The sequence below is a fragment of the Anatilimnocola floriformis genome (assembly GCF_024256385.1).
Classification (GTDB): Bacteria; Planctomycetota; Planctomycetia; order Pirellulales; family Pirellulaceae; genus Anatilimnocola; species Anatilimnocola floriformis.
In genome coordinates, this window is the sequence record NZ_JAMLFW010000001.1 from 3,138,424 (window position 1) to 3,152,680 (window position 14,257).

Here is a 14,257-nt window from a genome sequence, read left to right on the forward strand (position 1 = left end):
GCGATCCGGCCGCTACTGACTCATTACGCAATTCCGTTGCCATCATGACCTCCGTTTCCATTGGTTGCCGCTAGCCGACGCTGATGCCAGCCATCTTCCACGGTTACACCCTTTGCCTTCTTCGCGCAAGAACCACTAGCCGCATGGCACCGCCCCAGCCACGTTCCGCAGCATACTTCTGACATTCGTTCCTGGCATTCATTCCGGCCACACCCGCGACCTATGAAACGGGCACCCTAAAGCCGCCATCGGGCCGCCCCGATTCGGCGGCTTTGAATCGTGTGCCGTAAGGCCGCGATGGGCGTGGCCTCAAACAAAGAAAGGAACAATTTTATGTCGGAAGAAAACAACACGAGCACGAGCGGCAAGGCCCCGAGCCACATCGCCTACCAGGTTCGCGAACGCGAGGGCAAGAAAGGGTTTTGGACCCGCATCGGAAGTGCCTGGGCACATAACGACGGCAAGGGATTCAATCTCCAGCTGGAATGCGTGCCGCTCGATGGCCGCATCACGCTCCGCACAGCGAACGAAGAAAAATAACCAGGCGGGCGGGCTTCGGCCCGCCCCCTTAACCGAAAGGAATCTACCTATGGAACTACACATCGAGAACATCGCCGCCCACCGCAATGGAGTGCACGGCGCACCATTTTGCACCGTCAACTTCCAAGTCGAAGGCGACCGCATGATCGGAATCGTCTTCGAGAAGGCAGCACATATCGCCGTCTTCCATCTTGGAAAGCTCGCCGAGGGCAACATCACCTTCGGCGAAAACAGCTGGCGAGGTGACCAGTACGAGGCAGCACTGCGTAGTGCAATTGCACTGGTCGAAGAAATGAATGGCTTCGACGGAGACACTTATGAAAACCAGTAATCAAACCGCACAAATCTCGCCCGCTCCGTGGTCCTACGATTACAGCCCGTGGCGGCTGCAAGACGGCCGCGACCTGCCCGCCTTTGAAATCTTCGATGCCGAAGGGGATATCCGACTTGATGGCTGCATCAAAGATGTCGCAGACGAAGAAATCCGGCTTGGGCCGCCGGTCAGGTAGCAAGGGCGAGCGCGTTGTGACGGGGGCAGGCACAGATTGCCGGTCCGCGTCACCCGAAGGTTCTGGTGGGCTTGGATAATACGCGAGCAGGGGCAGTGGCTTATTCATGAGCCCGACCATTCGATATTTCACCCACCATGTCAAGCAGTTTCGATATTTCGCCCACCGCGGCAAGGCTTTCGATAGTTCACCCACCGGCGGGGACATTCGATAGATCACCCACCGACCGCCGAGTTTCGATGGTTCACCCACCTTCTTTCGATGCTTTGCCCACCATTCTTCGATAGTTCACCCACCGGGGGTTTCAAATTCATGCGGAGACTCAAAGGCTTGCCGCGCGTCATCCACAGCGTAACTCTTTTTTAACATTAGTATTTAACACTCCGGCACAACATCTCGACTAATCGGCTCGTGTGCGTGCGGCGTCCGACTTGGCCGAGGAGAGAGGAGAGGGCATACGGCAGAGGACCGGTACCGTCCAGCCAACAAACGACTTACCCCGTGAGAGACGCTTTTCATGCACTTCCGTTAGCTAAACCGAACGGATGTCACCGATTCAACCATTCAAGAAGTCGAGCACAACGCGTGACGCCACATTGCCATGTTGAAGGCGCTCAAGGACCTGATTGATCGCGGACAGCGGTTGCAGCTCGATATCGGCTTTGACCTTGCCCTCAGCCGCGAACGCAAGCGCCTCGGCCATGTCTTGGCGTGTACCGACGAACGACCCTCGGATGGTGATGCAGTTCGACACCACGTCGAAGAGCGGTGTTGGGAATTCGCCCGGTGGCAGGCCGATCAGCACGCAGGTTCCACATTTGCGCGTCATACCAACGCCCTGCTTGAATGCACCCAGGGAAGGCGCGGTGATCACAACGCCGTGCGCTCCGCCGCCGGTCCCGTTCCTCACGGTCTCGACCGGGTCACCTGCCTTCGCATTAACAACGAGATCGGCACCCAGACGCTTGGCGTGGGCGAGCTTGCCGTCATCAATGTCAATCGCACAGACATATAGTCCCATGACCTTGGCGTATTGAATCGCCAGATGCCCCAAACCGCCGATGCCGGAAATGGCAATCCATTCTCCCGGCTTCGCTCCTGTTTCCTTGATCCCTTTGTAAGTAGTGACGCCGGCGCAGATTATCGGCGCTGCTTCCGTGGGTTTTATTCCGGACGGTATGCGGGCGACGTAATTTGGATCGGCCAGGATGTATTCGGCGAAGCCTCCATTCTTGGTGTAACCGCCGAACTGTGCTTCTCCACAAACCGTCTCCCGAGCTGACAAGCAGTACTCACAATGACCACACGCCGAGTACAGCCAAGGCACTCCGACCCGTTCGCCTTCCTTCACGGCCGTCACGCCTGACCCAAAGGCGACCACAGTGCCAATTCCCTCGTGGCCGGGTATGAACGGGAGCGTCGGCTTCGTTGGCCAGTCGCCGTGCCAGGCATGAATATCAGTGTGACATACACCGCACGCCTCGGTTTTGACCAGTATCTGCCCCGACCCCGGAATGGGAATGTCCTGTTCCCGAAGCACCAACGGCGCTCCAAACTGTTCAACCACGGCCGCTTTCATTCTTCGTGACATCGTATTGTTCTTAGAAGATCTCATTTGACCCTCGGGTCGATCGTGCCGCGATCGCAGTCCCGAGTGTCTTGTCCGGCAACTCCACTTCGGTTACCCAGCGGCTCATCACGTACATTGCACATGTTCTGCAACGAACCAGACTTGCAGTTCATTGGTACGAATGACATCGGAAACGATAATGTCATTGGTTCCCAAGTCGCCTTTATCCGCAGAGTTGCGGGCCATCGCCCGAGCTTCCAAGAGGATGACCTCATGGGCGTGAAGCAAACGTAAAATCTGCGACTCCGTTCCTTCGCGGTCTTTCGGCGCGCGTGGTACGAGCGTGGCCTCGGCGATATCGTGCGCCATCGCGAGGCAGACCCCGCCCAGCGTTTGCACACGCTCGGCGAGCAGGTCGACGAGTTCGGCTTGCTCCGCAAAGTGCTTGTCGAAGAGCAGATGCAGGCTGTAGAAGTTTGGTCCCGATGCCTGCCAGTGATGTTTCTTATACAAGTCTCGGAGCGTGCAGGTGTCGGCCAGAAGTTGGTTAAGGTTGTCGATACTGCCGGCGGCTACCGATGCATCCAACGCCAGAAGATTGCGTCTCGCGACGCTAAATGCTTGCGTCTCGCCTCGCTTGGATGGTGTCACCGGTTCTTTAAGATTTGAGATGACGGGCCGGGTAATCGTTGAGTTAGACATTTGATAATTCCTTAATTGACTCGCCATGAACGCAGCTCGGTGGCGAAGTTGCCCCGAGCCGCCAAAACACTTTTATGCGATTGCAGTCGTTCCACGCGCTGTGCGGTCCTATTTGATGTTCACAGGCTTCGATGCCGGTTCGATTTGCTTGTGGGGTTCGATGTACTTGCCGAGCTTCTCGACCTCATCGCCAACCCACGTCACGCCCTTGCCGGCCTCGTCCACCGCAAAACCGCCACCTTCAATCAACTTACCGGATAAGGTGCGGACCCCATTCGCAGTGGCCATCGCTCCAGTCTCTAGTTCGCGGCCTGCCCACTTAGCACCGCTCTCGACGTGAGCAACTGCCGAGGACAAGTAATGCCCCGTCTTCGCATGATTCTTATTATTCAATGCCACTTTTGCCTTTGCCAGATGATCAGCGGCCAATGCATGCTCCGCTCGCGCAAATGCGGCCTCCATATTCTTGACCGACTTCACCTTCCCGGTTTGCGTTTCGGTAGCCAGCGTTTCCAACTCGTGTGCGGATGCCATAAGTGCTGCCTTGGTTCCGGTCGCGGCGTTTTGCGCTTCGACCTGGAGATAACCCGCTGCCTTCCGCATATCGTGGGCCGCTGCTTCATACTCTTTCTTCGTGAACCGCTCGTGGGCCTGACGCATGCGAAGCGACGGCTCATCGATAAATCGAATCCAGACATCTTCCTCAATCACAACCCAGCCGGGGCTCGATTCCGGCTCAACCTTCTTCTCGGCGAGCTTGGCTTTCTCGTCGGCAAATGCAACCAATGAAGTCGTGCAAAGCAAGGCAAAGGAAGCGACGAACAGGAGCAGACGTAACATGAAACTATTCCTTGATGGGTGATGGGGTAACTGAAAATGGAATTGCAGAACCCACGGGCCAGCTAGACGCTGGCCCGCAGTTCATTAACGGGAAGCCGACTAGGCTTTCCCGGCCGCCGGAATGTGTTTCCCGGAATCGATGGCGGTGGCTACGGTCTTATCGTCTTTGTGTGTTGTCACGTGGACGGGGGTTCCAGCCTTGAGGTCGGAAGCCTTGCTGGCGTGACCGTCGCAAGTGACTTTGGCGTCCTTTGCGACAGTGTGCTGGTGCTCTTTGCCTTCACTGCACGTTGTCGTGAGTTTGTCGCCTGCGACCTTGACGACTTTGCCTTCATGGGCCTTGGTGGAAGTGTCCTTCATAACGTTCTCCTTCAATGCTAACTTTGAAACGTAAACTCAAGCAGACGCTACAAGCGACTACCACAAACTTCTCGTTGCAAACCGGGGACGACCAAGTTCGATCGCCAGAAAGTCAGCAACCACTATGCGTAGATACCTAAACAGAAACGGTGAGGTTGTTGACTACGTCAGTCACGCCAGGAGTGCTCCATGCGGCCGATCCCGCCTCTTCGCGTTCGTTCCAAGAATGGACCGATCCCGCGAGCGTTACTTTGCTGCCATCGGCGGACACCTTGACCAGACCAGCATCGATCTCGGCATCACGCTTGAGTGCCTTCTCAATTGCATCCTTAACTGCAGTCGCCTGGACAGTTGGCTTCAGAGTGATGTTGTTAAAAACACCTTTGACGCCCGACAGGTATTTCACGGCCTCAACGGCGGCGAACCGCTCGAAGCCCCATGTGACGGTGCCGGTGAGGGTCACTGAGCCGTTTTCGACCGTAGCGTGGACTTCGCTCGGCACCCAAATATGCCACTTCAGTCCATTCGCCACCGCTTGGGCGAGTTCAGTGTCGGTACGCTTGTGAATTCCGCTCAGGTTGATTTCCATCTCTTCGGCGATGGCCTTGACCCCTTCGACACGCTGCGTCGCCCGTTCGGCAGCGCTCTTTTCGGCGTAGTGTGGAACACTACCGTTCAGCGTCACGATTCCATCCTTGGCAATGACGGTGATGTCCGTCGCAGTCACGGCTGGATCCCAGCGCAGTGCCTCCATCACGTCCGTCTTCAATTGTGCATCGGTCTTCATTTCCAAACCTTTCGTCGCCAGTGGCGATAAAAAAAGCCGACACGATCCAACACCACCGGGTGTTCAATCATGTCGGCTTACTTGTTAACGAGCCTCCCAGCACGGCCGGGTTGCCCTTTATCTAGTCTTCCAACTACTCTGCACTACTGCAATAACTTCGGATAACGTCTTCAAGCAAACGGCATGCCTCGTCGCAAGTCGAGAGGCTGCACAAACTCTCACTTGGCTTCCGATTGAGAAACGCTCAGCTTGGCTTTATTCGCACCAGAACATGATTGCGAGTATTTCGACCGCACTTGTCGGAGCAACTCTTAGAGATCATGAATCACCTTCGGTGGGAAAGCCGCTCGCAATGCGTTAAGGACAGCCAATACATCAATCACCTCCTGAGTGACAGAACCCGCTACTGGCCCCAGATGCCCGGTAGCTGCGAAGCCCATTCCAAGCATGCTAAAAGCCATCCCTCCGACGGCACTTTGCAAAGCAATAATGCGCATTCGGCGGCTGATGTGCATGAATTCATCGACTTTGGTCAACGAATTGTCCATGATGACAACTCCCGCAGCCTCTGACGTGACATCGCTGTTCTGGCCAATCGCCATCCCTACGGTAGCTGCCATCATGGCGGGTGCATCGTTGATGCCATCGCCTACGTATAGGCTCTTCGCCTTTGCCGTTTCGTTGCGAACTATTTCGAGCTTTTCTTCAGGAGTCTTTTGAGCGTAGATTTCGGTGATGCCAACTTGACCGGCTAAGTACTTGACTTCCGATTCTCGATCACCCGACACGATCATCACTCGCTGAAACTGATGTTTGGGACCGAGATGCCTAATAAATGAAAGGCTCTCGGCACGTGGCGCATCGCGGAATCGGAGAGTCGCTGCGAATCGATGGTCGATTGCGATGACACATTCTAGGCCGCCCGCTAAAGGTGGAATTGCTTCCGCACCACTGACTTTCATCGCGATCAACTTATTGCGACTTGTAACAAGAAGCTTGCGTCCAGCCACTGTCCCGCGTAGACCTTCGCCAGGGACTTCTGCAACGTTCGTCGATTCTAACAAGGAGATCTTCGCCTCGCCGGCTGCCTTAATGATTGCGGTCGCTAGTGGATGCTTCGAATAGCGTTCGAGGCTTGCTACGAGAGTCAAAATTTCGCGACCGTCGAACCCATCAACATTGATTTGCTCGGTGAGCTGCGGTTGCCCGTAAGTCAGTGTTCCTGTCTTGTCAAAGATCGCAGTCCGACACTCGGCAATCTGCTCCAGGACTATTGGACTCTTGACGATGATCGCTCGACGAGCGCAGAGAGAGATAGATCCAATAATCGCAATGGGAATCGCCAGCAACAATGGGCATGGTGTCGCGATTACCAAGACAGCCAAGAAGCGAAGCGATTCCCCGCTGATCAGCCAAGCCAAGGCGGCAACGATGAGGGCCACAGGCGTGTAGACGGCGCCAAGCTGATCTCCTAGGCGTTGCAGTCGCGGACGCTTACTTTCCGATTCTTTCATCACCTCTATGATTTTTGCATATCGAGACTCGCACGCACGTTTCGTGGCACGAATAACTAATACCGATTCCCCGCTGATCGCTCCGGAGATGACATTTGAACCCGACGTTTTAGTGATGTGGAACGGCTCTCCTGTCAAGTAAGACTCGTCCATGTCACCATGCCCCTCGGTAACCACCCCATCCACCGGACATAATTCATGTGGATAAATGACCAGCGTGTCACCAACAGCGATCTGCTCCAGCGTCACGTCAGTAGTTTCACCGCCATTTTTGCGATGCGCGATCGACGGCATGCGCTTCGCCAGTGCGGCAAGAACCGAGGACGCGCTTCGCAGTGCATAGCTTTCAAGAGCAGCGCCACCCGCCAGCATAAGAACTATAATCGATCCTGCCAAATACTCACCCAGAAGCACCGAGGTAACAATTGAAATGCCGCCTAACACATCCGAACTGAACTCGCGTTTCCAGAGCTTCACTAAAAGGTCGAAGATCATTGGCAAGCCGCCTATCACAAGCGTGGCCAGCAATGGGATACGATTCCAATCCGGTGTGAGGTGGAAGCCAAACCGCAACACTATGTGAAGCAATATCGCGGTCACGGAAAATGCAGCAATAAACGTCGTTTTGCGGGTCCATAGCTGGCGCAAATCTTCCAGGAACGCATTGTGTTGCGATGACTCCACGGGCTTAAAGCCAGGCATGAAGTGCCTCCATCGCTCGATGCATTGCATGAGCGCGTGATCGTTCTTTGTAAATGCGTATCACTTGAATGGTTATCAACTCGCAATGTGTCATCGATGCAACCTGCTATTCATATAGCCGTAGCGATCGGCTCGGCGTGAATCGTTGTTGTGGCGTATGCCTTTTCGAGAATGCCTTTGGCAAGTTCGACTTCGTCCGGCGTCCCATGTGCGACGAGGAGGAGTTTGCCGGTCTTCACTTCGGTTTCGTACTGCACCACGCTATTCATGGGAATCCCGACGCTGTAAAGCGCAGTCGCTAGTGCGCTGAGGCCACCTAGGACCACCGACTCTTCCAAGGCACCAACGATCCACAACACCAGCGGGCCCCCGACCAACACCGGCCCAATGCCCGGCATCCAGAAGAATCCCGAGCCGACTAGCAATCCCCAAAAACCGCCACAGAACGCTCCCGTTTTGCCACAATACTGGATCCGGTCGCCGATGCTGTAGTAGCCGACTACATGTTCATCCGTGTGGTAGACCTTTCCCACGATCGAAAGGTGCTTCATGTCGAAGCCTCCTTTCTCAAGTTTGCGAACCGCGCTCTCCGCCTGGTCGTGTGTCTCGAATGCCGCGACCGCTGAATTCGTGTTGCGTTGCCAGGTGTTGCGACTGTGTGACGAGTTTCTCCGCAAAGGCAAATTGCCTTCGCGTTCGGTGCGCGTTTCCGCATCGTACTTTTCCTCGGTCCAATCCGTTGTCATAAGTCACCACCCTTTCGATCGTTCGCGATTTTAAACAGCCTTTGACGCGAAGAATTCTCGGGCCTGCGCTAGTAAGTGGTCGTCGGTCACGTGATGGGCATTGATTACCAAAGAGCCCACTACGTGCGCGGCGATATCGCGGTGATTGTCTTTCAATTCGGTAAGCAACTGCTCCATCGCGCTGCTCTCGCCGGTGCCACTTCCGAAAATCAAGATTTGCTCGGCTCCCCGCAGCGTTGCGGCGATTGCTTCGTAAAAGCTCTTAAGTTCGGGGCGTCGCTTTCCATTGCCCGCCTCTGAGTTGTATCTCAAGTGGCGACCGAATCCGTGCGGGTCGTACGGCACTAATTGTTGCGGAACGGCCCCATGCGATTCCGTGCGATAGACCTTTGCCTCGCGGTGTTCAATCACCACAAGCAATTGAGTGCCCGGGGCAGTCGGCGGGGGAGCCTTGTCATCGCCCAACTGTTCCAAGAAGCGGCGAATCGCGAGCAGGTCTTCAACCGTAGCAACGTCTTTATGCTTGGGAGCATTTAGTATTATTGAATGTCCGTTGCGTGCAAGATGGAGGGAGCCGTTGTGCCCCTCCGACACCTCCGCTACGACTTCCAGGAGCGATTTTACGTCGCGCCACTGTAAGTTATGAGCCGCTGGGTGACGGAAGATCGCTTCGTAGGTGTGTCGATCGTGCTTTTCCAAATCATCCGGAGCCTTAAAGCGATCTTGAGTCGTCATGGGGATTGTCCTGTGAAATGCTTTCTGAACTGGCTGCTCCGTTTGGAGCCGTCCCTCGACTGTCGCTACGATGCTGTCTGCGAGAATCGTTGCGGCTAGAGCGGGCCGCCGTGGAGTGGTTCCGGCGTCCCGCCGTCCGTGATTTCAACGGTCAAACGCTATTGTGTTTTCTAATTCTCGATCTTGGCCGGCTTGGTGATGTACGCCAATTTGACGTTGACGTGGTACTCCGCGATCTTGCCGTCACTAATCGTGGCGGTACTGTGCAGGATATCCAGGCCGGTAACGTGGCGGTGACTTGCGCAAGCTCGTGCGACTGCCTCCTGAGCGGCAGCGCTCCAACTCTCCTTCGAAACCCCGACCATTTCGACGACTTCAATCGTTGCGGGCGATTTCGCGTGATCAATCGTTTTGGACATGACTCATGCTCCTGGAAATAATGAAATAAAAGTGGACAGGATGCCTTCAGAGTTGTTCGGTAAAATGTTAGCGGGCTCGTGCCAAGATGTACCACTTGCCTGTCCACAAGCGGATGATCCAGAAGCCCGAAATCATGACGGCAGATGTTGCGATCTGCCGTCATGATGTATCCGCGCTATGCTTAATACGAAATTGCAAGGTTGTTTTCGACTTCGGTCACGCCGGGAGCGCTCCACGCGGCCGAACCGGCCTCGTAGCGTTCATTCCAGGAATGGACCGAACCCGCCAGCGTTACTTTGCCACCGTCCGTCGATACCTTGATATTCTTGGCATCGACCTCCGCATCGCGCTTCAGCGCCTTCTCAATCGCGTCCCTGACCGCCGTTGTTCCAACGTTCGACGTAAGGGTGATGTTATTGGAAATTCCTTTGACGCCACTTTGATACCGAACGGAGTCCTCGGCGGAGGTTCGTTGGAATCCCCAAGTAACGGTGCCAGTGAGCGTGACCCAGCCGTTTTCAACGGTTGCCTGAACGTGGTTCGGCACCCATACATGCCAGCGGAGGCTGTCCATGACGGATTGGGCGATCTCGGAATCCTTGCGCTTGTGAATTCCGCTCAGGTTGATTTCCATCTCCTCGGCGATGGCCTTGACCCCTTCGACACGCTGCGTCGCCCGCTCGGCAGCGCTCTTTTCGGCGTAGTGCGGAACGCTACCGTTCAGCGTCACGATTCCATCCTTGGCAATGACGGTGATGTCCGTCGCAGTCACGGCGGGATCCCAGCGCAGCGCCTCCATCACGTCCGTCTTCAATTGTGCATCGGTCTTCATTTCCAAACCTTTCGTCGCCAGTGGCGATAAAAAAAGCCGACACGATCCAACACCACCGGGTGTTCAATCATGTCGGCTTACTTGTTAACGAGCCTCCCAGCACGGCCGGGTTGCCCTTTATCTAGTCTTCCAACTACTCTGCACTACTGCAATAACTTCGGATAACGTCTTCAAGCAAACGGCATGCCTCGTCGCAAGTCGAGATGCTGCACAAACTCTCACCTGGCTTCCGGTTTAGAAGCGCTCAGTATGGCCTTAATCGCACCAGAACCTGATTGTCTGGAACTCTACCGCGCACCAAATCGCAATCTTAACGGAAACGTCGCGGTTCACCTCGCACCGGTTGATCGATCTCGTCATGGTCACTGCGGGCGCAACCGATACAATGCGCTGCATACGGAATGGCCTTCAGACGCGCCTCGTCAATCGGCTTCCCGCACTCCTGGCAAACACCGTAAGTTCCCGCCTCAATCCGCCCAATAGCGGCTTCAACCTGCTCGAACAGCAATTCCTCGTTCTGAGCAATCGCAATCTCGACATCCAAACCTTCGACGTCTTGGTCCGCGGGATGCGTGGGTAAGTGTGTGATTTCTCCCGGCTTTACCACGTCTTGACGTAGCGATTCTGCCGCCAAGGTAGCCTCTCGCCTCAGCCGCTTGCCGAGCTCGACCAATTGCAATTTGATGTCGGCCAACTCCGTGTTCCCCATCACACGACTCCTTCAAAATGTGGTTCAGATGTGATTTCATGTGCCGCCATGAGCGGCAAGCAAACTTACGCACCCGCGGTAACCGTCTCCGCATGAATCGTCGCTTTGGCGCGTGCCTTGTCGAGGATGTCTTTGGCAAGCTCGACTTCGTCCGGCGTCCCATGAGCGACCAGGAGGAGTTTGCCGGTCTTCACTTCGGTCTCGTATTGCACAACGCTATTTTTGGGAATCCCGATGCTGTAGAGCGCCGCGCCCAGTGCGCTGAGTCCACCCAGGACCACCGCTTCTTCCAAGGCACCAACGATCCACAACACCAGCGGCCCTCCGACCAACAGGGGACCGATGCCCGGCACCCAGAAGAATCCCGAGCCGAGCAGCAATCCCCAAAAACCACCCCAGAATGCTCCCAGTTTTCCCCAATACAGCATCCGGTCGCCGGTGTTGTAGTAGCCGACCACATGTTCATCCGTGTGATAGTCCTTCCCCACGATGGAAAGGTGCTTCATGTTGAAGCCTCCCTTCTCAAGTTTGCGAACCGCGCTCTCCGCTTGGTCGTGGGTGTCGAATGCCGCAACCACTGAATTCGTTTTCATTGTCATGTGTGTGCTCCAATTTCAAGTCGTTTCCAAATGCCGCACTTTCCAGCAGCACCATGCCCCGGTCGCTACGGCGGAAAAAGTCATTTCTGAAGATTCAAATCATCATTGCCAATGCATCTGACCGTATTCTCCGCTCGCAATCGTTGCACGCGGACCGTTTCCAGCTGGAGCAGGGTTTCCATGAGAAAGAGTTCGACGGGCTTGATCAGCAACAGGTCGATACCCGCTTCGATGGATTGACTGCGTCGTTGTGCGTCGGTTCGCCATGTGATGCCGATGATGAAGCATTCACTTCTTGGAAAGTCGAGTCGTAGTTGCTTGGCGACTTGACATCCATCCATCTGCGGCAGTTCAACATTCATCAGCACGAGGTGAGGGTGTTGTTTGGCAGCCAAACGAAGTGCGGATTGGCCGTCATACGCGACACGGGGATTGTGCCCGCCGCGATGCAGCGACCAGCCAAGTTCGTCAGCCATGTCTTGATCGTTGTCAACAATCAGGACGCGCAGAGACCGTCGCCCGAGCGACAAGCTACGTGGTCGACTGAGTTCTCGCGAAGTCGTAGGCTGCCGGCGCTGAACTTGATTCGCCACCACTGTGGCAGTCGGTGTCGCGGCATCCGCCGATCCCCAAGTTTTCGTGTGCTGAGTCTTCATTTTGTCTTCCTGAACTTTGAGCTTTCCCGTTGTGTTCATTTCTGAGCATCGGCTTCGGGGCCCAGATGGAGTCCGTCGTCATCGGCCCGCTCAATCTGAATCTCTTCGACATTGTCTGGTGGCTGATCGGAGGATGTGTTCGGCGTGAGCAGAAACACTTGGACCATCGCTCCGGTGGTGAATGCGTGAACGACAATTCCAGTTGCGGTTTCAACTTCCGTGGCCGCCTCACGCACCTGACGTCCTGTGATCCGGGTAATTTCTTGTCGCATTTCCTCGACGGAACTCGCAAACAGCTGCCGGTGAAAGTCTTGCACTTGGGCCGCACCTTGCGGCGTCTGCGAAAGTGCTTTCTCCGCCGGAGTGAGCGCCTCAAGCAACGTAATGACCAAGGTGTCTTCGCTAAGAACAACCGTAACCGACTGCGGCGCGTGTCCGGTCCGCCGTCGCTGAAAATCGCTGGCGATCAGCGCGACCTGTTTCGAGATTTCCGTTGCGGATTGTTTCATCAAAGTCTCTCCGGTGCTGAACACCACTTAACCAAGCGTCGCGTCGCAAACGAGCAAAGTTTGCTCGAATGCCTCGCCTACCTTGGCTTTCAGTAGCGCGAGGCCGCAGGGCTTTGTAAGACAGGCAAAGGCCCCCGCCGCTTTGGCTTCGGAGGCCGGATACTCGTAGCCGGACAACAGGATGACTTGCAGATCTTCCTGAGTCCGCCTTAGCCGCTGCATCAATTGAATGCCGTCAAGTTCCGGCAGGCTGAGGTCGAGCAGCGCGACCTGGAACTGTTGGAAACTCGCTGCTTCCAGTGCCTGGCGCGGATGAACAACGCCGACCACGTGCCATCCGTCACGGATAAAGCAGCGAGCCAGCGTATCAACTTGGTCCGAATCATCGTCGACGATTAAAAGTGAACGGTTCATTGTGCTTCATCCTCAAATCTTCATGATCGAGCGAACTCAGTCCAAAAAAAAACCGACCCGACAAGACACTCGATAGTGACTTGCCGGGTCGGTTTACTTGTTAACGAGCCCCCTGGCATGGGCCAAGTTGCTCTTTATCTAGTCATCCGAATTACGTTTGTGTTGCCGAGTGGAGCGTGCTCACGACGCGCCGCCCGACCCCGTGTAGAATACGCCTTCTCTTTGTCGGCACAAGGGGCCTGTCACGCCATGACGTACATTTAATGTGAATCGGAGACCATTCTTGAAGACTCAGATTTTGAAGACTCAGGGAGAAATTGAAGCCGCTGTTTGTGAAGGCATTTCGCGATTCGAGCAGGAATACATGGGGCGCGGTCCCAAGCACATCTCGTCGCATTTGCTTGGCGATCTGCTGGTGGTTCGCCTGCAAGGCGTTTTGACTTCCGCCGAGCAACACCTCGTGACAACCTTGCCGCCGGAGAAAGGCCGAGACCTGCTGAAACAGGTTCGAACGCAACTCATCGAAACCGCTAGGCAAAAATTAGATGCGATGATTCAAAGCATTGTCGGCGTCAAATCGCTAAGCCTGCACCACGATATAAGTACGGTCACGGGTGAAGAAGTCGTGATCTTTACGCTCAGTGAAGTGCCGCATTATCGCGAGGCGAAGAAAAGATAAGGCAGCAATTGCAGGCCTGTTGCGAGTCATCTCTCCATCACATTCATCCAAGTGATTGATAGCTGCAGAACTGTCGCCAGTGACACCCATATGAAGTACGGCACTTGGGCGATGGCAACCCATTTGAAGTGCGGCCAAACGACGACGACACACCAAATGATCGTGGCCCACACGATCAGAATATCCACCGCTGCTAAGGGCAGGCTCCGCATCCCGAACTGAATCGGCGTGAAGATCAGATTCGCCACGAGGTTGATGGCGAAAGGCAATACCACCATCCAACCGACCTTTCCCCGAAACTTCTGCACGAACACGTACCCGAAGCTGACGAGGATGATCGGGTAGAGAATCTGCCAGATAAGCCCGATTGTCGATGGGGCGGGCGTCCAGGAGGGCTTCGCCAAATTGTCGTACCATTCCATCCAGGGCATTGG

At 55.3% G+C, this 14,257-nt stretch carries 20 protein-coding genes; 4 read left to right on the top strand and 16 right to left on the bottom strand.

The features are described from left to right. Positions 1-333 precede the first annotated feature (333 nt). From M9Q49_RS12045 to M9Q49_RS12055, 3 genes are read left to right on the top strand one after another with little or no spacing between them, the layout of a single operon-like run. Positions 334-540, top strand: a complete 207-nt coding sequence (locus M9Q49_RS12045; protein WP_254508992.1) for a hypothetical protein — start codon at positions 334-336, stop codon at positions 538-540. Between the two features lie 49 nt (positions 541-589). Further along, positions 590-871: a hypothetical protein gene (locus M9Q49_RS12050; RefSeq protein WP_254508993.1), complete on the top strand. Its 282-nt coding sequence runs from the start codon at positions 590-592 to the stop codon at positions 869-871. After that, a complete protein-coding gene (locus M9Q49_RS12055) occupies positions 858-1,049 on the top strand; it encodes a hypothetical protein (protein ID WP_254508994.1) in 192 nt (63 codons plus the stop codon). Before M9Q49_RS12050 ends, M9Q49_RS12055 begins: the two co-directional genes overlap by 14 nt. Positions 1,050-1,605: 556 nt before the next feature. Here the strand turns inward: M9Q49_RS12055 and adhP are convergent. From adhP to M9Q49_RS12130, 15 genes are all read right to left on the bottom strand, one after another. Continuing rightward, positions 1,606-2,640, bottom strand: a complete 1,035-nt coding sequence (adhP, locus tag M9Q49_RS12060; protein ID WP_254508995.1) for an alcohol dehydrogenase AdhP — start codon at positions 2,638-2,640, stop codon at positions 1,606-1,608. 105 nt (positions 2,641-2,745) lie between these two features. Beyond that, entirely contained in the window at positions 2,746-3,321 is a 576-nt protein-coding gene (locus M9Q49_RS12065; RefSeq protein WP_254508996.1) for a Dps family protein, read from the bottom strand. A 108-nt stretch (positions 3,322-3,429) separates the two neighbouring features. Next, positions 3,430-4,161 (bottom strand): hypothetical protein, encoded by a 732-nt coding sequence (locus M9Q49_RS12070; protein ID WP_254508997.1) that lies wholly within the window; start codon positions 4,159-4,161, stop codon positions 3,430-3,432. Between the two features lie 99 nt (positions 4,162-4,260). Beyond that, on the bottom strand, positions 4,261-4,521 hold the full coding sequence (locus tag M9Q49_RS12075) for a hypothetical protein (protein WP_254508998.1): 261 nt from the start codon (positions 4,519-4,521) through the stop codon (positions 4,261-4,263). A 136-nt stretch (positions 4,522-4,657) separates the two neighbouring features. Continuing rightward, positions 4,658-5,308: a BON domain-containing protein gene (locus tag M9Q49_RS12080; protein ID WP_254508999.1), complete on the bottom strand. Its 651-nt coding sequence runs from the start codon at positions 5,306-5,308 to the stop codon at positions 4,658-4,660. A gap of 311 nt (positions 5,309-5,619) precedes the next feature. After that, the gene (locus M9Q49_RS12085; protein WP_254509000.1) at positions 5,620-7,524 is read right to left on the bottom strand and encodes a heavy metal translocating P-type ATPase; all 1,905 of its coding nucleotides are present in this window, start codon (positions 7,522-7,524) and stop codon (positions 5,620-5,622) included. A gap of 110 nt (positions 7,525-7,634) precedes the next feature. After that, positions 7,635-8,270, bottom strand: a complete 636-nt coding sequence (locus M9Q49_RS12090) for a general stress protein (RefSeq protein WP_390843873.1) — start codon at positions 8,268-8,270, stop codon at positions 7,635-7,637. A 30-nt stretch (positions 8,271-8,300) separates the two neighbouring features. After that, on the bottom strand, positions 8,301-9,005 hold the full coding sequence (locus tag M9Q49_RS12095; RefSeq protein WP_254509002.1) for a hypothetical protein: 705 nt from the start codon (positions 9,003-9,005) through the stop codon (positions 8,301-8,303). A 170-nt stretch (positions 9,006-9,175) separates the two neighbouring features. Then, entirely contained in the window at positions 9,176-9,424 is a 249-nt protein-coding gene (locus M9Q49_RS12100; protein WP_254509003.1) for a dodecin family protein, read from the bottom strand. A 182-nt stretch (positions 9,425-9,606) separates the two neighbouring features. Continuing rightward, a complete protein-coding gene (locus M9Q49_RS12105; protein ID WP_254509004.1) occupies positions 9,607-10,257 on the bottom strand; it encodes a BON domain-containing protein in 651 nt (216 codons plus the stop codon). Positions 10,258-10,567: 310 nt separating this feature from the next. After that, the gene (locus tag M9Q49_RS12110) at positions 10,568-10,951 is read right to left on the bottom strand and encodes a TraR/DksA C4-type zinc finger protein (RefSeq protein WP_254509005.1); all 384 of its coding nucleotides are present in this window, start codon (positions 10,949-10,951) and stop codon (positions 10,568-10,570) included. Between the two features lie 80 nt (positions 10,952-11,031). Further along, the gene (locus M9Q49_RS12115; protein ID WP_254509006.1) at positions 11,032-11,565 is read right to left on the bottom strand and encodes a DUF1269 domain-containing protein; all 534 of its coding nucleotides are present in this window, start codon (positions 11,563-11,565) and stop codon (positions 11,032-11,034) included. Between the two features lie 80 nt (positions 11,566-11,645). Further along, a complete protein-coding gene (locus tag M9Q49_RS12120; protein ID WP_315861170.1) occupies positions 11,646-12,260 on the bottom strand; it encodes a response regulator in 615 nt (204 codons plus the stop codon). Beyond that, positions 12,257-12,730 (bottom strand): DUF2294 domain-containing protein, encoded by a 474-nt coding sequence (locus M9Q49_RS12125; RefSeq protein ID WP_254509008.1) that lies wholly within the window; start codon positions 12,728-12,730, stop codon positions 12,257-12,259. Before M9Q49_RS12125 ends, M9Q49_RS12120 begins: the two co-directional genes overlap by 4 nt. A gap of 27 nt (positions 12,731-12,757) precedes the next feature. Further along, positions 12,758-13,144: a response regulator gene (locus tag M9Q49_RS12130; protein ID WP_254509009.1), complete on the bottom strand. Its 387-nt coding sequence runs from the start codon at positions 13,142-13,144 to the stop codon at positions 12,758-12,760. Positions 13,145-13,427: 283 nt separating this feature from the next. On the opposite strand from M9Q49_RS12130, the gene M9Q49_RS12135 reads away from it, so the two are divergent. Then, positions 13,428-13,823 (top strand): DUF2294 domain-containing protein, encoded by a 396-nt coding sequence (locus tag M9Q49_RS12135; protein ID WP_254509010.1) that lies wholly within the window; start codon positions 13,428-13,430, stop codon positions 13,821-13,823. A gap of 26 nt (positions 13,824-13,849) precedes the next feature. On the opposite strand, the gene M9Q49_RS12140 is transcribed toward M9Q49_RS12135, so the two are convergent. After that, on the bottom strand, positions 13,850-14,254 hold the full coding sequence (locus M9Q49_RS12140) for a TspO/MBR family protein (RefSeq protein WP_254509011.1): 405 nt from the start codon (positions 14,252-14,254) through the stop codon (positions 13,850-13,852). Positions 14,255-14,257: the final 3 nt, after the last annotated feature.